This window comes from Streptomyces sp. NK08204 (genome assembly GCF_020400585.1).
Classification (GTDB): Bacteria; Actinomycetota; Actinomycetes; order Streptomycetales; family Streptomycetaceae; genus Streptomyces.
On the sequence record NZ_JAINVF010000020.1, the window covers coordinates 74,817 to 92,287 of the forward strand.

Annotated in this window: 19 protein-coding genes; 8 read left to right on the forward strand and 11 right to left on the reverse strand. The window is 72.5% G+C overall.

Annotated features, from left to right (window positions below):
- Nucleotides 1-2 precede the first annotated feature (2 nt).
- From K7G59_RS25555 to rsmI, 6 genes are all read right to left on the reverse strand, one after another.
- On the reverse strand, nt 3-896 hold the full coding sequence (locus tag K7G59_RS25555; RefSeq protein WP_225838103.1) for a 4-(cytidine 5'-diphospho)-2-C-methyl-D-erythritol kinase: 894 nt from the start codon (nt 894-896) through the stop codon (nt 3-5).
- Nucleotides 897-1,772, reverse strand: a complete 876-nt coding sequence (gene rsmA / locus K7G59_RS25560; protein ID WP_225838104.1) for a 16S rRNA (adenine(1518)-N(6)/adenine(1519)-N(6))-dimethyltransferase RsmA — start codon at nt 1,770-1,772, stop codon at nt 897-899.
- A 72-nt stretch (nt 1,773-1,844) separates the two neighbouring features.
- Entirely contained in the window at nt 1,845-3,101 is a 1,257-nt protein-coding gene (locus K7G59_RS25565) for a ubiquitin-like domain-containing protein (RefSeq protein WP_308295088.1), read from the reverse strand.
- A gap of 101 nt (nt 3,102-3,202) precedes the next feature.
- On the reverse strand, nt 3,203-4,144 hold the full coding sequence (locus K7G59_RS25570) for a TatD family hydrolase (RefSeq protein ID WP_225838105.1): 942 nt from the start codon (nt 4,142-4,144) through the stop codon (nt 3,203-3,205).
- A gap of 47 nt (nt 4,145-4,191) precedes the next feature.
- On the reverse strand, nt 4,192-4,548 hold the full coding sequence (locus K7G59_RS25575) for a hypothetical protein (protein WP_225838106.1): 357 nt from the start codon (nt 4,546-4,548) through the stop codon (nt 4,192-4,194).
- Between the two features lie 198 nt (nt 4,549-4,746).
- Complete coding sequence (gene rsmI / locus K7G59_RS25580) at nt 4,747-5,595, reverse strand: 16S rRNA (cytidine(1402)-2'-O)-methyltransferase (protein ID WP_225838107.1); 849 nt, start codon at nt 5,593-5,595, stop codon at nt 4,747-4,749.
- Between the two features lie 115 nt (nt 5,596-5,710).
- Between rsmI and K7G59_RS25585 the strand changes: the two genes are divergently transcribed.
- Nucleotides 5,711-7,459: a dolichyl-phosphate-mannose--protein mannosyltransferase gene (locus tag K7G59_RS25585; RefSeq protein WP_225838108.1), complete on the forward strand. Its 1,749-nt coding sequence runs from the start codon at nt 5,711-5,713 to the stop codon at nt 7,457-7,459.
- Between the two features lie 166 nt (nt 7,460-7,625).
- Nucleotides 7,626-9,290, forward strand: a complete 1,665-nt coding sequence (locus tag K7G59_RS25590; RefSeq protein ID WP_225838109.1) for a penicillin-binding transpeptidase domain-containing protein — start codon at nt 7,626-7,628, stop codon at nt 9,288-9,290.
- On the opposite strand, the gene K7G59_RS25595 is transcribed toward K7G59_RS25590, so the two are convergent.
- Nucleotides 9,291-9,629, reverse strand: coding sequence for an SsgA family sporulation/cell division regulator (locus K7G59_RS25595; protein ID WP_225838110.1), 339 nt, complete (start codon nt 9,627-9,629; stop codon nt 9,291-9,293). It lies immediately after the preceding gene.
- 178 nt (nt 9,630-9,807) lie between these two features.
- Between K7G59_RS25595 and K7G59_RS25600 the strand changes: the two genes are divergently transcribed.
- From K7G59_RS25600 to K7G59_RS25625, 6 genes are all read left to right on the forward strand, one after another.
- Nucleotides 9,808-10,854, forward strand: a complete 1,047-nt coding sequence (locus K7G59_RS25600) for an energy-coupling factor ABC transporter permease (protein ID WP_225838112.1) — start codon at nt 9,808-9,810, stop codon at nt 10,852-10,854.
- A 1-nt stretch (nt 10,855) separates the two neighbouring features.
- Nucleotides 10,856-11,617 (forward strand): cobalt ECF transporter T component CbiQ, encoded by a 762-nt coding sequence (cbiQ, locus tag K7G59_RS25605; RefSeq protein ID WP_225838114.1) that lies wholly within the window; start codon nt 10,856-10,858, stop codon nt 11,615-11,617.
- Nucleotides 11,605-12,375, forward strand: a complete 771-nt coding sequence (locus tag K7G59_RS25610) for an energy-coupling factor ABC transporter ATP-binding protein (RefSeq protein WP_225838116.1) — start codon at nt 11,605-11,607, stop codon at nt 12,373-12,375. Before cbiQ ends, K7G59_RS25610 begins: the two co-directional genes overlap by 13 nt.
- Nucleotides 12,372-12,857 carry a MarR family winged helix-turn-helix transcriptional regulator gene (locus K7G59_RS25615; RefSeq protein ID WP_225838118.1) on the forward strand — a complete coding sequence of 162 codons (486 nt, stop codon included), beginning with the start codon at nt 12,372-12,374 and terminating at the stop codon, nt 12,855-12,857. Before K7G59_RS25610 ends, K7G59_RS25615 begins: the two co-directional genes overlap by 4 nt.
- A gap of 206 nt (nt 12,858-13,063) precedes the next feature.
- Complete coding sequence (locus tag K7G59_RS25620; protein WP_225838182.1) at nt 13,064-13,468, forward strand: organic hydroperoxide resistance protein; 405 nt, start codon at nt 13,064-13,066, stop codon at nt 13,466-13,468.
- A 74-nt stretch (nt 13,469-13,542) separates the two neighbouring features.
- Nucleotides 13,543-14,703, forward strand: a complete 1,161-nt coding sequence (locus K7G59_RS25625; protein ID WP_225838120.1) for a serine hydrolase domain-containing protein — start codon at nt 13,543-13,545, stop codon at nt 14,701-14,703.
- A 34-nt stretch (nt 14,704-14,737) separates the two neighbouring features.
- On the opposite strand, the gene K7G59_RS25630 is transcribed toward K7G59_RS25625, so the two are convergent.
- The 4 genes from K7G59_RS25630 to K7G59_RS25645 all read right to left on the reverse strand — a co-directional run bounded on the left by K7G59_RS25630 (nt 14,738) and on the right by K7G59_RS25645 (nt 17,430).
- On the reverse strand, nt 14,738-15,013 hold the full coding sequence (locus tag K7G59_RS25630; RefSeq protein ID WP_225838121.1) for a DUF1876 domain-containing protein: 276 nt from the start codon (nt 15,011-15,013) through the stop codon (nt 14,738-14,740).
- A 79-nt stretch (nt 15,014-15,092) separates the two neighbouring features.
- A complete protein-coding gene (locus K7G59_RS25635) occupies nt 15,093-15,986 on the reverse strand; it encodes an NAD(P)-dependent oxidoreductase (protein ID WP_225838123.1) in 894 nt (297 codons plus the stop codon).
- Between the two features lie 80 nt (nt 15,987-16,066).
- Complete coding sequence (locus K7G59_RS25640) at nt 16,067-16,915, reverse strand: DMT family transporter (RefSeq protein ID WP_225838125.1); 849 nt, start codon at nt 16,913-16,915, stop codon at nt 16,067-16,069.
- Nucleotides 16,912-17,430 carry a YbaK/EbsC family protein gene (locus K7G59_RS25645; protein ID WP_225838126.1) on the reverse strand — a complete coding sequence of 173 codons (519 nt, stop codon included), beginning with the start codon at nt 17,428-17,430 and terminating at the stop codon, nt 16,912-16,914. Before K7G59_RS25645 ends, K7G59_RS25640 begins: the two co-directional genes overlap by 4 nt.
- Nucleotides 17,431-17,471 lie beyond the last annotated feature (41 nt).

A 17,471-nucleotide genomic window follows, 5' to 3' on the forward strand; every position in this document is an offset into this window, starting at 1 on the left:
CTTCAGACCACCGTCGCCCCCGCCACCGCCCCCTGCGCCGTCCGCACCGACCGGCACCTCCCGGACGCCCGCAGCACGGCCGCCACCTTCTGCGCCGACTCGGCATCCCGCGTGAGGAACGCCGTCGTCGGCCCCGAGCCGGACACGAGCGCGGCGAGCGCACCGGCCCCGCGCCCCGCGTCCAGCGTGTCGGCCAGCTCAGGGAACAGGGACAGCGCCGCGGGCTGGAGATCGTTGGAGACAACCGCGGCCAGCGCTTCGGGGTCACCCTTCGCGAGCGCCTCCAGTACCTCGGGCGATGCCGTCGGCTCCGGGATGTCCCGTCCCTGCGCCAGCCGGTCGAACTCCCGGAAGACCGCCGGGGTCGACAGTCCGCGGTCGGCCATCGCGAACACCCAGTGGAAGGTGCCGCCGACGTCGAGGGTGGTGAGCCGCTCGCCGCGCCCCACTCCGAGGGCGGCCCCGCCCACCAGGCTGAACGGTACGTCGCTGCCCAGGTCGGCGCAGAGCGCGAGGAGTTCGTCGCGGGAGGCACCCGTACCCCACAGCGTGTCGCAGGCGAGCAGCGCCCCGGCGCCGTCCGCGCTGCCGCCCGCCATGCCGCCGGCGACCGGGATGTCCTTGGCGATGTGGATGTGCACGGCCGGTTCGACGCCCCGGCGCTCGGCGAGCGCGAGGGCGGCACGGGCGGCGAGGTTGGTGCGGTCCAGGGGGACCTGAGCGGCGTCCGGGCCCTCGCAGGTGACGCGCAGTTCGTCGGCCGGGGCGACGGTGACCTCGTCGTACAGGCCGACGGCGAGGAAGACGTTGGCGAGGTCGTGGAAGCCGTCCGGGCGGGCGGCGCCGACGGCTAGCTGGACGTTGACCTTGGCCGGTACCCGTACCGTGACGCTCACTTACCGCTCTCCCTGCGTTCCCTTGTGTTCGGCGATCCGCGCGAATTCCTCCACCGTCAGCGACTCGCCGCGCGCCTGCGGCGAGACCCCGGCGGCGACCAGGGCCGCCTCGGCCGCCGCCGCGGATCCGGCCCAGCCCGCGAGGGCGGCCCGCAGGGTCTTGCGGCGCTGGGCGAACGCCGCGTCGACGACGGCGAAGACCTCCCGCTTGGAGCCCGTCGTCTTGATCGGCTCGGCCCGCCGGACGAGGGAGACGAGCCCGCTGTCGACGTTCGGCGCGGGCCAGAAGACATTGCGTCCGATGGCGCCGGCCCGCTTCACCTCGGCGTACCAGTTGGCCTTCACGGACGGCACGCCGTACACCTTGGAGCCGGGCGCGGCGGCGAGCCGGTCGGCGACCTCGGACTGCACCATCACGAGCGTCCGCTCGATGCTGGGGAACGTGTCGAGCATGTGCAGCAGCACGGGCACGGCGACGTTGTAGGGGAGGTTCGCCACCAGCGCCGTAGGCGGGGGGCCGGGCAGTTCGGTGACGTGCATCGCGTCGGAGTGGACGAGCGCGAACCGGTCGGCCCGCTCCGGCATGCGCGCCCCGATGGTCGTGGGCAGCGCAGCGGCCAGGACGTCGTCGATCTCGACGGCGGTGACCCGGTCGGCGGCCTCCAGCAGCGCGAGGGTGAGGGAGCCGAGCCCCGGCCCGACCTCGACGACCACGTCCTCGGGGCGGACCTCGGCGGTGCGGACGATACGGCGGACCGTGTTGGCGTCGATCACGAAGTTCTGACCGCGCTGCTTGGTGGGGCGGACACCGAGCGCTGCCGCGAGCTCACGGATGTCGGCGGGGCCGAGGAGGGCGTCGGGGGTGGGGCTGCTCACGGGACAAGGGTACGGGTGTGAACCGGGCGGGATCGCCAGGTGCCCTGCGCCCCGGCTGGGGCGGGGCGGGTTTCAGGAGTGCAACCGCGCCCCGCAGTGCGGCCAGGGGGCCGCCCCCCGTTGCAGGTACAGCTTCTTCGCGCGGAACGTCTGCTCCTGCGCCGGGGCGTCCTGCGGGCGCCCGCTGCCGCCGAGGCTGTGCCAGGTGGGGGTGTCGAACTGGTAGAGCCCGCCGTACGTGCCCGAGGGGTCGACGGCGTGGGGGCGGCCGCCGGACTCGCAGACGGCGAGGCTCTGCCAGTTGAGGTGGTCGACGCCGTGCACCGAGGGGGGCAGCGGCTTGGCACCCACCCTGATCAGCTGCTTGCGCGGCCGGCGCACCACCTCGGACCGCTCCTGGCGAGGCTTCTGCCGCACGCCGTTGACGGTGCGCAGCAGATAGGTGATCCGGCGCAGGCCGGGCCGCCCGGACTGTTCGACGACTTCTGTGCCCTTGAAGAGGGAGGGGTCGTCGGTCCGTTCGACCTCGAAGGGGATCTGCTCCTCGCGGACCTCCCGGCTGCCGGTCACCCGCAGCACGGTCACCGTCTGCCCGTCGCGCGGGAAGCTGTCCGGCGGCACGGAGGTGATGTCCTGGCCGTGCAGGGTGATCCCGGCGTCCGCGACCGCCTCGCGGACGGTGGCGGCGTTGGTGCGGATGGTCCGGCTGCGGCCGTCCGCCATGATCGTGACGACGCGCTCGGTGCGCACGTCGAGGGCGAGCCCGGCACGTCCGATGCTCCGGGAGCGCGAGGCCGACAGGTGCGCGCCCTGCGCGCGCACCCCCAGCTCTTGGAGCGCCCCTTCCACCGTGCGCGCCGTCGTCCACACCTCGCGCCGCTCGCCGTCCAGGGTGAGCCGCAGGGGACGCCCGTGGCGCACGCCGATCTCGTCGCCGCTGGCGAGCGCCGCGCCGGGGCCGGGCGCGACCATGTCGTGCGCGCCCACGTGCACGCCCTCCTCGGCGAGCAGCTCGCTCACGTCGTCGGCGAAGGTGTGCAGCATGCGGGTCCTGCCGTCGACGCTCAGCTCGACCGCCTTGTCCTTGGCGACGAACGCCGTGGTCCCCCCGGCCAGGAAGGCCACGACCAGCGCCTGCGGCAGCAGACGGCGCACGGCGGACTCCGGGCGCTCGGGGTGGCGCGTCCTGCGCCGGTGCGTGCCCCGCCCGCCCGTGCCGTCTTCGCTGCCCGTGCCCGCCTGTCCCGGCAGCGGCAGCGTCGCCGCGGACTCGTAGGCGGGGCGGCAGGGGTCCTGGTACAGGTACGTCTCGTACGGCGACTTGCTCACGCCGACACGCTCCAGAAGGCCAGAGGGGTCCGGATCGGGCCCCCAGAACCTAGCGGAGCGGCCGTCACTCTCCAAAGCGGCGCGGCTACGTACAGTGGCGCTCAGTAGCCGAAGGCGCGGGCCGTGTTGGCGCCCAGGGCTCCTGCCAGCTCGTCTTCGTCAATGCCGCGCACGGCGGCCATGGCGCGCACCGTGACCGGTACGAGATACGGCGCGTTGGGCCGTCCGCGGTACGGCGCCGGGGTGAGGAACGGCGCGTCGGTCTCCACCAGGACGAGTTCCAGCGGGGCGACGGCGAGGGCGTCTCGCAGGTTCTGGGCGTTCTTGAAGGTGACGTTGCCGGCGAAGGACATGAAGTAGCCCTCGCGGGCGCAGATCTCGGCCATGTCGGCGTCGCCGGAGTAGCAGTGGAAGACGGTGCGCGCGGGGGCGCCCTCCTCCTTCAGGATGCGCAGGACGTCGGCGTGGGCGTCACGGTCGTGGATGACGAGGGCCTTGTCGTGCCGCTTGGCGATCTCGATGTGGGCGCGGAAGGACCGCTCCTGGGCGGCCATGCCCTCGGGCCCGGTGCGGAAGAAGTCGAGGCCGGTCTCGCCGACGCCCTTGACGTGGGGCAGCGCGGCGAGCCGGTCGATCTCGGCGAGGGCCTCGTCCAGCGCGGCATGACCACCGGGCTCACGAGCCCCCTGCCGGGACCACCCGTCGGGGTCGCCATGGACGATGCGCGGAGCCTCATTGGGGTGCAGGGCGACGGCCGCGTGGACGTTGCCGTACGCGGCGGCGGTCTGCGCCGCCCACTGCGAGCCCTTGACGTCGCAGCCGACCTGGACGACGGTCGTCACGCCCACCGAAGCGGCCTTGGCCAGGCCCTCCTCGACCGTGCCGGACTGCATGTCGAGGTGGGTGTGGGAGTCGGCCACGGGCACCCGCAGGGGGGCGGGGAGCGGCGGCGCCGCGTTCTTTTCGTCCTTGGAGTCCCTGGAGCCCTTGGAGCCCTTGGCGTCCTTGGCGTCCTTGGAGGTGCGGCCGGCGTTCGAAGACATGTTCCGATCCTACGGAAGCGGCATGCCCTCGGACGCCGGTGATCCGCTCAGTGTGCCTTGCGCTGGAAGGGATGCAGGAGATCGGACAGGTGCCAGTGGTGGTGCTCCTTGGCCTGCTCCGCGACCCCCACCGCGCTGCGTACGGAGGACACCTGCCCCGCGCGCATGATGCGTACCACGTGGCCGTCACAGTTGTGGCACACGGGCCGGCTCAGCGGGGACGGCACGATGCGGCCGTCGGCCACGTACACCACGAACTCCTTGCCGTCGGCGTCCGTGTGGTGCTCTATCTCGTACGACTGCTCCCAGCCGTGCCCGCAGCGCATGCAGGCGAACGCGTACGACTCGTGAACGACGGCGGTGGCGGTACCGCGGTGGCCGGTCTGTCCTGCGATCTCACTCATGCCAGCTCCTCTTGTCCGCTGGACAAGGGACGGGTGCGTCCCTTCGACCAGTGGACGCCTTCACCACCGCGAACGCAGCAGTCCTGTCGAGTGTTGGAGCCGTTTTGAGCCTTCCTTGCCGAAACGGCCCCGCGCTTTTGCCGTCACATGGGGCGCACGCTCACACGAGAATGCCCCTGCTCAGAGCGTCTGCGTACGTCACTCCCCGGCGCGCTTCGCCGCGACCACCGCGTCGAACACCACCCGCTTCGGCACCCCCGCCTCCACCGCCACCGCAGCGATCGCCTCTTTGCGCCGCTCCCCGGCCTCCTCGCGCACGCGGACCCGGCGCACCAGCTCGGCGTCGTCCAGTTCCTCCGGCCCCGCCTCCCCGGCGCCCTCGACCACGACGGTGATCTCCCCGCGCACCCCCTCGGCGGCCCAGCTCGCCAGTTCGCCGAGCGGGCCCCGCCGCACCTCCTCGTACGTCTTGGTCAGCTCCCGGCACACGGCGGCGCGCCGGTCGGCGCCGAAGACCTCGGCCATGGCGGCGAGGGTGTCGTCCAGCCGGTGCGGGGCCTCGAAGTAGACCAGGGTCCGCCGCTCGGCGGCGACCTCCCGCAGCCGGGAGAGCCGCTCGCCCGCCTTGCGCGGCAGGAAGCCCTCGAAGCAGAAGCGGTCGACGGGCAGCCCGGACAGGGCGAGCGCGGTGAGGACGGCGGAGGGGCCGGGCACGGCGGTGACGCGGACGTCCTTGTCGACGGCAGCCGCGACCAGTCGGTACCCGGGGTCGGAGACCGACGGCATCCCGGCGTCGGTCACCAGGAGCACGCGGGCGCCGCCGAGCAGTTCCTCGACCAGTTCGGGGGTGCGGGCGGCCTCGTTGCCCTCGAAGTACGACACCACGCGGCCCTTGGGCGTCACCCCCAGCGCCTGGGTGAGCCGGCGCAGCCGCCGGGTGTCCTCGGCGGCCACGACGTCGGCGCCCGCCAGCTCTTCGGCCAGCCGGGGCGGCGCGTCCGCGATGTCACCGATGGGGGTACCTGCCAGGACAAGGGTTCCAGTCACGCCCCCATCCTCCCAGGCCGCGGGAGAGCCTCGCAGCGGCGCCGGAACGCAACGCACCCCGCCTCGTACGCCCTATGCACGGGACTCACACAGAAGGGTTCCCTACGATGGCGCGGTGACCAGTACCGCGTCCTCCACGGACCTCCGGCAGGGCCAGGCACCGCACGACCAGCGGCCGTCGTGGCAGCAGCGGCTGCGCCGATTCGGCTACGCACCGGCCGACGGGGCGCCCGTGGGCGACGTACGGGAGCGGCTCGTGCCGCCGTATGCGAAGCCGAGCCCCCGGCTGTGGCAGGTGCTGGGCGTGCCGCCGGCCCTGGCCGAGCGGATCACGCGCTGGTCGGGCTGGGGCGGGCCGCTGCTGGTGACGCTGATGGCGGGCCTGATGCGGTTCTACAACCTGGGCAGTCCGCGTGCGGTGATATTCGACGAGACGTACTACGCGAAGGACGCCTGGGCGCTGGTCCACCGGGGCTTCGAGGTCAACTGGGACAAGAACGCCAACGACTCGGTCCTGCAGACACACGGGCATCTCACGATCCCCTCGGACGCGGCGTACGTGGTGCACCCGCCGGTCGGCAAGTACGTGATCGGGCTCGGCGAGCTGATGTTCGGGTTCGACCCGTTCGGCTGGCGGTTCATGACGGCGCTGCTGGGGACACTGAGCGTGCTCCTGCTGTGCCGGATCGGGCGCCGTATGTTCCGCTCCACCTTCCTCGGCTGCCTGGCGGGCGCGCTGATGGCCGTGGACGGGCTGCACTTCGTGATGAGCCGGACCTCGCTGCTCGACGGCGTGCTGATGTTCTTCGTGCTGGCGGCGTTCGGCTGTCTGCTCATCGACCGGGACAAGGCGCGCGCGAGACTGGCCGCCGCGCTGCCGGTCGACGCGGACGGCCGGGTCCGCCCCGACGCGCACGTCGCGGAGACCACGTGGCTCGGGTGGCGCCCCTGGCGCTGGGCGGCAGGCGTACTGATGGGCCTCGCGATCGGCACGAAGTGGAACGGCCTGTACTTCCTGATCGCCTTCGCCGTGATGGCCGTCGTGTGGGACGTCAGCGCCCGCAAGGTGGCCGGCGCCCGACGCCGCTTCCCCGGCCTGTTCTGGGCCGACGCGGTCATCACCTATGTGGCCATGACCCAGGTCGCCGTCGGCGTCTACCTCGCCTCCTGGACGGGCTGGATCCTCTCCCCGGCCGACGGCACCGGCGGCTACTACCGCAACTGGGCCGCCACCGACGGCAAGGGCGGGCACTGGACCTTCCTGCCGGACTGGCTGCGCAGCCTGTGGCACTACGAGCACGAGGTGTACAAGTTCCACGTCGGGCTCACGTCCCCGCACACCTACCAGTCCAACCCGTGGAGCTGGATCGTGCTGGGCCGCCCGGTGTCGTACTTCTACGAGTCACCCTCCCCCGGCACCGACGGCTGCCCGGCCGACGCCGGCCAGAAGTGCGCCCGGGAGGTGCTGGCGATCGGCACCCCGCTGCTGTGGTGGGCTGCCTGCCTCGCGATCCTGTACGTCCTGTGGCGCTGGCTGCTGCGCCGCGACTGGCGGGCGGGCGCCATCGCCTGCGGGATCGCGGCGGGCTATCTGCCCTGGTTCCACTACCAGGAGCGGACCATCTTCCTGTTCTACGCGGTCGTCTTCGTGCCGTTCCTGTGCCTCGCGGTGGCGATGCTGATCGGCGCCGTCATCGGCCCGGCGGGTTCCAGCGAGACCCGCCGGGTACTCGGCGCGTCCACGGCGGGCGTGCTGGTCCTGCTGATCGCCTGGAACTTCATCTACTTCTGGCCGCTGTACACGGGCACCGCGATCCCGATCGACTCGTGGCGGTCGCGGATGTGGCTGGACACCTGGGTGTAGCGGGACAGGTCGGCGTGCCGCCGTCCGGCTGCCGGTCGAATGTCGCAGGCGTGCTACGAATCCCGGGCCGATGTTTCCCTCCGGGCCGAGGACTTTAGGGTGAGTGCCGACGTTGAGGAGTGCGAGGGCTGCGGGGACCCTGGGGAGAGCGCGGAGGACTGAGGCTGTGGGCAAGAGAAGACGTGTCGCCGAGAGACGGAAGACCAGACCCGCCGTGCTCGGCGGGATGATCGCCGCCGTCGTCGCCGGTGCCGGGTTCGGCGTCTACGTGCTCTACGACGGCGGGGCCTCCGCCGAGGAGACGGCCACCACGGCCGACCACAAAGAGATTAAGACCGGCCCGCTCACCGCCACCGAGGTCCGCACCGCCTCCGCGCGCTTTCTGACCGCCTGGCAGCAGGGCCGTGCCGCCGATGCGGCCTCCGCCACCGACGACCCGTCCGCCGCCTCGGCACTGCTCACCGGCGTCTCCAAGGACGCCCGTCTGAAGGGCGTCACGCTCACCCCGGCCGTGGCCACCGGCGCCAAGGTCCCGTTCGCCGTCAAGGCCACGGTGGCCTACAAGGGCATCAGCAAGCCGCTGGCCTACGACAGTTCGCTCACCGTGGTGCGGCGGTCGAGCGACGGCATGCCGGTGGTCCGCTGGCACTCCTCCGTCGTCCACCCGGATCTGAAGGACGGTGACACGCTCGTCACCGGGGAGTCCGGCGCCCCGCCCGTCACCGCGCTGGATCGCGACGGGGGCGTGCTGACCGCCGCGAAGTACCCGTCGCTGGGCACGGTGCTGGACGGGCTGCGGGAGAAGTTCGGCAAGCAGGCCGGCGGCAGGGCGGGCGTCGAGCTGCGCGTGGTGCGCGGCAGGGCGTCGAGGGCGGCGAAGCTGTCCGACAAGACGCTGCTGGAGCTGAGCAAGGGCACGCCGGGCACGGTGAAGACCACGCTGAGCCCCGCCTTCCAGGCGGAGGCCGAGCGGCAGGTGGGGCGGCGGGCGCGCGCCGCCGTCGTCGTCCTGCGGCCCTCGACCGGCGAGATCCTCGCGGTCGCCAACAGCGAGCACGGCTTCAACGTGGCCTTCCAGGGCTCCCTCGCTCCCGGCTCCACGATGAAGATCGTGACGTCGACGATGCTGTTCGAGAAGAAGCTCGTCACCCCGGGCGCCTCCCACCCGTGCCCCAAGAAGTACAAGCTCGCCGGCTGGACGTTCCACAACGACGCGGACTCCGAGATCAAGAAGGGCACGTTCGAGCAGAGCTTCGGGGCCTCCTGCAACAACGCCTTCATCAACTTCGCGCCGAAGCTGTCCAACAGCGATCTGACGCGGGAGGCCCAGGAGGTCTACGGCCTGGGCATGAACAACTGGGCCATCGGCGTGCCCTCGTTCGACGGCTCCGTCCCGGTGCAGAGCGGCGCGCAGATGGGCGCCTCGCTGATCGGGCAGGGCGGGGTGCGGATGAACCCGCTGAACATCGCGTCGGTGGCGGCGACGGTGGAGGCGGGCGTCTTCCACCAGCCCTACCTGGTGTCCGCGTCGGTGGACCACCGCACCCTGGCGAAGGCCTCGCGCACGATGTCCTCCACGACGCAGGCCCAGGTGAAGGAGGTCATGCGGTACACGGCGGCGTACGGCACGGCCGCCAAGGCGATGGCGGGCCTGGGTGGTGACGTGGGTGCCAAGACCGGCTCGGCCGAGGTCGACGGGCAGAAGAAGCCCAACGGCTGGTTCACCGCCTACCGGGGCGACCTCGCGGCCGCGGGCGTGGTGCAGGCGGGCGGCCACGGCGGCGACACGGCCGGCCCGATCGTGGCGGCCCTGCTGAGGATGGGCGGCTGATCAGGTCCGTACCGGCTTCGCCGTGTACGTACGGCGCAGGAATCTCAGCAGCGCCTTCGACTCGAACTGCACCACCTCGACGCCCTGCGCGGAGTGGAACTCCACGACGGCCTGTACCCGTCCGCACGGCCACACGCGTACGTCCCCGCTCTCGGCGGGTACCCGCAGTCCCCGTTCGAGCAACGCGCGGGAGAACGTCCACTCGTGCGGCCCCGGCAGCCCGACCCGTACCGACCGGGGATCGATGTCGGGGTCGTACCGCAGCACCACGGATACGGCCCCCGGGTCCTCCTCGTCCGTGACGATGTGGGCACGGGCGGTCTGTTCGACTACGGACATCGGTACACCCTTTCACGCTGCGTGACGCGTGCGAAAGTCGTGCAGGTCATGCAGTGCATCCGCTGCTACCAATGTCGCATATTTTCCGATTCGCGCCGCCCGGAAACCGCTCCGGCCACCGACCTGGCGAACGACTAGTTATTGCAAAAGACTCGCAACAAGCGTCTAAGATCGGACCGTGCACGTACCCGACGGATTCATCGACGCCCCCACCTCCGCCGTCACCGGCGTGGCCGCCGCCGGCGCGCTCGCCGTGAGCCTGCGCGGCGCCCGCCGCGAACTCGATGAGAAGACAGCGCCGCTGGCCGGTCTGGTGGCGGCGTTCATCTTCGCCGTCCAGATGCTCAACTTCCCCGTCGCGGCCGGAACGAGCGGCCATCTGCTCGGCGGGGCGCTCGCCGCGATCCTGGTCGGGCCCTTCACCGGCGTGCTCTGCGTGTCGGTCGTACTGCTCATGCAGGGCGTGCTGTTCGCCGACGGCGGGCTGACCGCGCTCGGCGTCAACATCACCGACATGGCGATCGTCACCACGGTCGTCTCGTACGCCGTCTTCCGGGCGCTGCTCGCCGTCCTGCCCCGCAAGCGGCGCTCGGTCAACGTCGCCTCCTTCGTCGCCGCGCTGGTCTCCGTGCCGGCCGCCGCCGTCACCTTCACACTCCTGTACGCGATCGGCGGCACGACGGACGTCGCCCTCGGCAAGGTGGCCACCGCGATGATCGGCGTCCACGTCCTGATCGGCATCGGCGAGGCCGTGATCACCGCGCTCACGGTGAGCGCGGTCGTCGCCGTACGCCCGGACCTGGTGCACGGCGCGCGCGGCCTGCACCAGCGCCTCAAACTGCGCGTGAACGGCGAACTCGTGGACGCTCCGCCCTCTGCCGGGGCACCCGTGGCGGTGCGCGCCTCCCGGCGCACGCTGTGGCTCGGCGGGCTGGTCGCCTCCCTGGTGCTCGCCGGGTTCGTGAGCTTCTACGCCTCCGCCGACCCGGACGGCCTGATGAAGGTCGCCCACGACAAGGGCATCGACAAGAAGGCTCACCCGCATGCGAGCGACGGCTCCCCGCTCGCCGGCTACGGCGTCAAGGACGTCTCCGGCGCCCGGGTGTCGCGCGGTCTGGCAGGGGTGATCGGCGTCGGCGTCACGGTCGTCGCGGGCAGCGCGGTGTTCTGGGCGGTGCGCAGACGACGCACGGACGACGTGTCCCCGGCCGGAACGGGTCTGTGACATGGGAGCGGGACACGCACACCGGCTCTACCGGCACGGCCATTCCCCCGTGCACGCCCTGCCGCCGCACACCAAACTCGCCGCCGCCTTCGCCTTCGTGGTGGTCGTCGTCTCCACCCCGCGCGAGGCGGTGTGGGCGTTCGCGCTGTACGCCGTCCTGCTCGCATCGGTCGCCCGCCAGGCGCGCGTGCCCGCCGGTTTCCTGCTCAAGCGGCTGCTGATCGAGGTGCCGTTCGTGGCGTTCGCGGTGCTGATGCCGTTCGTCGCCCAGGGCGAGCGGGTGCAGGTGCTCGGCCTGTCGCTGAGCGTCGGCGGACTGTGGGGCGCCTGGAACGTGCTCGCCAAGGGCACCCTCGGCGTCGCCGTGTCCGTGCTGCTGGCCGCCACCACCGAACTGCGCGAACTGCTGCTCGGGCTCCAGCGGTTGAAGCTGCCGCCGCTGCTCGTGCAGATCGCCTCCTTCATGATCCGCTACGGCGACGTCATCACCGACGAGATGCGCCGGATGCGGATCGCCCGCGAGTCGCGCGGCTTCGAGGCGCGCGGCGTACGCCACTGGGGCGTGCTCGCCAAGTCCGCGGGCGCGCTGTTCATCCGCTCCTACGAGCGCGGGGAGCGGGTGCACCTGGCCATGGTGAGCCGCGGGTACGCCGGTTCGATGCCGGTCATCGACGAGGTCACCGCCTCGCGCGCCCAGTGGTCGTACGCCCTCGCGCTCCCCTTCTGCGCCCTCCTCGTCTGCCTGTTGGGATGGATCCTGTGACCGCACCCGCACCCGCCTCCCTGGAGGTCTCCGGCCTCGCCTTCGCCTACCCCGACGGCCACCAGGCCCTGTTCGGCGTGGACTTCCGCATCGCGCGCGGCGAACGCGTCGCGCTGCTCGGCCCGAACGGCGCCGGCAAGACCACCCTCGTGCTGCACCTCAACGGCATCCTGAGCGGCGGCAGCGGCACGGTGACCGTGGCCGGGCTGCCGGTCGGCAAGCGGCACATGGCCGAGATCCGGCAGAAGGTCGGCATCGTCTTCCAGGACCCCGACGACCAGCTGTTCATGCCGACGGTGCGGGAGGACGTGGCGTTCGGTCCGGCGGCGGCCGGGATCCGGGGCACGGCCCTGCAGGAGCGGGTGCGCACCGCCCTGGAGCGGGTCGGCATGCTGGACTTCGCGGACCGCCCGCCGCACCACCTCTCCTTCGGGCAGCGCCGACGGGTCGCGGTGGCGACGGTGCTCGCGATGGAACCGGAGATCCTCGTGCTGGACGAGCCGTCCTCCAACCTGGACCCGGCCTCCCGGCGCGAGCTCGCCGACATCCTGCGCTCCCTGGACGTCACGGTGCTCATGGTCACGCACGACCTGCCGTACGCCCTGGAGCTGTGCCCGCGCTCCCTGGTCCTCAGCGAGGGCGTGATCGCGGCGGACGCCCCGACCGGCGAGCTGCTGTGCGACGAGGAGCTGATGCGGACCCACCGCCTGGAGCTGCCCTTCGGCTTCGCCCCGAAGTCCGTGACAATGGGCGCGTGACGCCTGAAGAGGACCGAGACGACCGGCACCGCGACGGGGCCGCCGGGTCGCTGCTGCTGGACGACCAGCTGTGCTTCGCGCTGTACGCCGCACAGCGCGCCGTGACCGCCGCATACCGTCCGCTGCTGGACGATCTCGGGCTCACCTACCCGCAGTACCTGGTCCTGCTCGTGCTGTGGGAGCGCGGCGAGACCAGCGTGAAGGAGCTGGCCCGCGCCCTGCGCCTGGACTACGGCACCGTGTCGCCGCTGCTGAAGCGGCTGGAGGGGGCGGGTCTGGTGCGCAGGGAGCGCGCGGCGAACGACGAGCGCTCGGTGCTCGTGGCCTGCACCGGGCGCGGGGAGGAACTACGGGAGCGCGCGGCGCGCGTGCCCGGCGCCCTGCTCACCACGACGGGGCTGGGTGCGCAGGAGGTGGCGCGGCTGCGCGAGGCGCTGTGGCAACTCACCGAGCGCGCCGACGCGGCCTCCGACCGCCCCTGATCCCGCGCCCGATCCCGCAGCTGCCACCCGCCCCTGATCCCGCGCCCGATCCCCCGCCCGCCCCCGAGTGCCACCCCGATGACAGAGCCTTCCTACCAGCCAGTACCTTGTGCACGATGTACTTGTGCGCCACTTGATCTGGGAGGGCAGTCTTGAGCGACGCCACCGCGGTCGGCACCGGTGCCGACACCCGTCCGACGAAGATCATGTACGTCGCCGAGGCCACCGCCCACGGCGGCCGCAGCGGCTATGTCACCAGCCAGGACGGCCGGATCGAGCTGAAGGTCGCCATGCCGCCGGAGCTGGGCGGGGACGGCAACGGCAGCAATCCGGAGCAGCTGTTCGCCGCCGGCTACGCCTCCTGCTTCCACAACGCCCTGATCCTGGTCGGCAACCGCGCGGGCTACGACCTCACCGGCTCGACGGTCGCCGCGAAGGTCGGCATCGGCCCGAACCGGCACCGCGGCTACGGCCTCGCGGTCGCCCTGAGCGTCTCCCTGCCGGTCCTGGACCGGGAGATCGCGGCGCAGCTGGTGGACGCCGCGCACGAGGTGTGCCCGTACTCGAACGCGACCCGCGGCAACATCGATGTAACGATCCTCCTCGGGTAGTGCGGCAAAGGAATCCCAGGCCGACAGTGGGTGTTGCACCCGCTGTCGAAGGCAAGCTGAGGGGATGAGCGGACGTGGACGTGAACGGCGTGGTGGCCGAGGGCTTCGAACCGGTCAGGGAGGCGTTCGCGGCGAACTTCGCGCTGCTCGGGGAGCGGGGCGCCGCTGTCGCCGTGTACCGCGACGGGCACAAGGTCGTCGACCTGTGGGCCGGAACCAAGGACGTGGACGGCACCGCGCCCTGGGAGCACGGCACCGCGCAGGTCGTGCGCTCCGCGACCAAGGGCGTCGCCGCCGCCGCACTGCTGCTCCTGCACCAGCGCGGCGAGCTGGACCTGGACGCCCCGGTCGGCGCGTACTGGCCGGAGTACAAGACCGCCGGCAAGGAACACACCCTCGTCCGGCACCTGCTCGCGCACCGCGCGGGCGTGCCCGTGCTGGACCGCCCGCTGACGCCTGCGGAGGCCGCCGACCCCGACCTCGGCGCGGCGGCCGTGGCGGCGCAGGCGCCGGTGTGGGAACCGGGCACGGACCACGGCTACCACGCGCAGACCTACAGCTGGCTCACCGGCGAGCTGGTCCGGCGGATCACCGGACGCACCATCGGCGAGTGGATAGCCACCGAGATCGCCGCACCCGTCGGCGCCGAGCTGTGGCTCGGGCTGCCGGAGGCGGAGCAGTCGCGCGCGGGCCGAGTCGGTCCGGTGCAGCCCCCGCAGTCGGCCGGCGCGCTGAGAACCCGCCCCAAGCGGTCGGTCGCCGACGCCTACGCCGACCCGGACTCCCTCACCCGCCGCGCCTTCGCCGCGCTCACCCCGCTCCCGGACGAGAACGACCCGGTCTACCGGGCCGCCGAGCTGCCCGCCTCCAACGGCATCGCCACCGCCGACGGCCTGGCCCGCTTCTACGCCTCCCTCATCGGCGAAGTGGACGGCGGCCGCCGCCTGTTCACCGCGGACACCATGGAACTGGCCCGGGGCGAGCAGTCCGCCGGAGCGGACCGGGTGCTGGTCGTGGGCACCCGCTTCGGCCTCGGCTACATGCTGCACGGCAGCGCCTCCCCCCTGCTGACCCCCGCCTCCTTCGGCCACCCGGGCCGCGGCGGCGCGCTCGCGTTCGCCGACCCGGAGACGGGAATCGCCTTCGGCTATGTCACCAACGGCTTCCACAAGAGCGTGACGGCGGACCCGCGGGCGCAGGCACTGGTACGCGCGCTGCGCCCTCTCACCCGCTGACCGCTGACCCGCCGACTGCTTCCCCGCCGACGGCTCACACGTTGATCGGATGCGAGGTCCGGCCGGACACCTCGTCGATCTCCGTGTGGGCCTTGGTCAGCAGCTGCATGGCCAGTTCGTTGAGAGCACGGGCCCCCGCTATCTCCTCGCCCACTCGTGGCTGGTTGGGGTCGATGTGGTGCCGGGTGGCGTGCCCGTGCGCCCGTACCTCGCTGCCGTCGGGCAGGCGCAGCAGCGCCACCGCGCGCGTGTGCTGATCATCCTCCTGGAATTCGAGTTCGACGTGCCATCCCACAGCGGTGTGCATCATGACGATCACCTCCGAAGACTGCTGATTCCAGGGTGCTCCCCCACACCCGGAACGGCACATCGGCTCCGGCACGGTTGCCTCAGCCGGCCTGCTCGCCGTCGTCGAAGCTCGCGAAGTACGCGGCGGCCATGTCCTTGTCCGCGTGCCCCTGGGCCGCCGCGCGGGCGAGGCGTTCGGCGGTGGCCGCGGCGATGTCGAGCCGTACGCCGCCCTGCTCGCCCGCCTCGACGATGAGCCGGGCGTCCTTCTCCGCGGTGGCCACCGCGAACGACGGCGGGGACAGCCGGCCCTCCAGCACCAGGGCCGCCTTGGCGCGCAGGTACCCCATGTCGAGCGGGCCGCCCTCGATCACGTCGAAGAAGCGCTGCGGGTCGACGCCGAGGGCCCGGGACAGGGCCAGTACCTCACCGGTCGCCGCGGTGGCCGCGAGGACCCAGCTGTTGGCGACCAGCTTCAGCCGGCCGGCGCTGCCGGCCGCGCCGTCCTCGCCGGTCCACACGGTGCGGGCGCCGACCGCGTCGAACACCGGCGTGACCGTCTCCCGGCCCTCCTCCGGCCCGGCCGCCAGCACGGTCAGCAGGCCCGCCTCGGCCGGCTCGCGGGTGCCGAGGACGGGGGCGTCGTAGAAGACCAGGCCGTGGTCGCGGGCGAAGGCGGCGAGGTAAGGGGTCAGTTCGATCCCGGCGGTGGTGCACTGCGCCCACACGGTTCCCGGACGCAGCGCCGGCGCGGCCTCGCGCATGACCTCCAGGACGGCGCCACCGTCGTAGAGCATGGTCAGGACGACGTCGGCGCCCTCGACGGCCTCGGCGGGCGTCTCGGTGACCCGGGCGCCCTCGGCGGCCAGGGGTTCGGCCTTGTCGCGCGTACGGTTCCAGGCCCGCACGGGCAGTCCGGCGCGGCACAGATTGCGGGCCATGGCGGCTCCCATGATGCCCGTGCCCAGGACGCTGACGGTCGGTTTGTCGGTCATGACGGCTCCTTGGTTCGGCTTTTCGTACAGTCACCCGGCGTGCGGCATCAGCACGTGGGCGGCACCGCCCGTGTGCGGCATCAGCCCGTGTGCAGCATCAGTCCGATGCCCACGACCAGCAGGCCCGCCGCCGCGATGCGGGGCGCGCCGAAACGCTCCTTGAAGAACAGGGCGCCTATGGCCGCGCCGACGATGATCGAGGATTCGCGCAGCGCGGCCACGGGGGCGAGTTCGGCGCGGGTCTGCGCCCACAGCACCAGGCCGTACGCGCAGACGGACAGCGCCGCACCCAGCAGCCCGAGGGCGGCGAAAGGGCGCAGCACGGCCACCGACGCGCGCCCCCAGCGGAAGCAGACGGCGTACGCCGGGATCGCCACGCCCTGCACCGCCATCAGCCAGCCGGTGTAGCCGAGCGGCGAGCCGGAGGCGCGTACGCCGAGCCCGTCGATGACCGTGTAGGAGGCGATGGACAGCCCCGTCGCGAGCGCGGCCCCGATCGCCGCCCACTGCGGCCGGTGCCCGCGCAGCCCCCACAGGGCGACGCCGGTCAGGCCGGTGCAGCACAGCACGATGCCGGCGGCGCCCCAGGTTCCGGGCACCTCGTGCGCGAAGACGGCCGCGAACACGGTGACCACCAGCGGGGCGCTGCCCCGGGCGATCGGATAGGCCTGCCCGAAGTCCCCGAGCCGGAACGACGTCATCAGCAGCAGGACGTAGACGATGTGGACGGCGGCCGAGACGAGCAGGTACGGCCATGCGCGCGCCGCCGGGAACGCCGTGAACGGCGCCAGCAGCAGGCCGATGAGCACCCCGCCGGCCAGGATCAGCGTGAACCCGACCAGTTTGTCGGTGATGCGGTGGGCGATGGCGTTCCAGCTGGCATGGGTGACCGCCGCGGCCAGGACGGCTCCGGCCACCAGCGGCGTCACGCGGTCCGCTCGCGCACGTCCACCAGTGCGGCACCGGCGTGGGTGAGGAGGTCCTCCGGCTCGATCGGGAAGACGGTGTGGGGGGTTCCGGCCGCCGCCCACACCGTGTCGTGCGCGAGCAGGGAGCGGTCGGCGAGCACCCGGGTGCGGGTGCGGTGCCCGAAGGGCGGTACGCCGCCGATGGCGTAACCGGTGGTCTCGCGCACGACAGCGGCGTCGGCCCGGGTGACCTTCTCCGCGCCCAGTTCCCGCCGTACCCGCTCCACGTCCACGCGTGAGGCCCCGTCCATCAGCACCAGCACCGGGACCCCGTCGGCGGCGAAGACCAACGACTTGCAGATCTGGCTCAGTTCGCACCCGATCGCGGCGGCGGCCTCGGCGGCGGTCCGGGTGGCCTCCGGGAAGCGCCGCGTGCGCGCGAGCACCTCGTCCAGGCCGAGCGCGCGCAGCGCCTCGGCGAACCGCGGGTGGGCTCCGGATCCTTCGGCGTCGGTGGCGGCGGCTGTCGTCGTCATGGGGGCACGCTACGACATCGCCGGGGCGCGCTCACGCAGTT

Excerpts from the sequence above, each read along its gene's own strand:
- K7G59_RS25645 (WP_225838126.1), bottom strand. The coding sequence starts at position 17,430 with ATGACGACGACAGCCGCCGCCACCGACGCCGAAGGATCCGGAGCCCAC.
- K7G59_RS25630 (WP_225838121.1), bottom strand. The coding sequence starts at position 15,013 with ATGATGCACACCGCTGTGGGATGGCACGTCGAACTCGAATTCCAGGAG.
- K7G59_RS25575 (WP_225838106.1), bottom strand. The coding sequence starts at position 4,548 with ATGAGTGAGATCGCAGGACAGACCGGCCACCGCGGTACCGCCACCGCC.
- K7G59_RS25595 (WP_225838110.1), bottom strand. The coding sequence starts at position 9,629 with ATGTCCGTAGTCGAACAGACCGCCCGTGCCCACATCGTCACGGACGAG.
- K7G59_RS25610 (WP_225838116.1), top strand. The coding sequence starts at position 11,605 with ATGGATCCTGTGACCGCACCCGCACCCGCCTCCCTGGAGGTCTCCGGC.
- K7G59_RS25570 (WP_225838105.1), bottom strand. The coding sequence starts at position 4,144 with ATGTCTTCGAACGCCGGCCGCACCTCCAAGGACGCCAAGGACGCCAAG.
- K7G59_RS25635 (WP_225838123.1), bottom strand. The coding sequence starts at position 15,986 with ATGACCGACAAACCGACCGTCAGCGTCCTGGGCACGGGCATCATGGGA.
- cbiQ (WP_225838114.1), top strand. The coding sequence starts at position 10,856 with ATGGGAGCGGGACACGCACACCGGCTCTACCGGCACGGCCATTCCCCC.
- K7G59_RS25620 (WP_225838182.1), top strand. The coding sequence starts at position 13,064 with ATGTACGTCGCCGAGGCCACCGCCCACGGCGGCCGCAGCGGCTATGTC.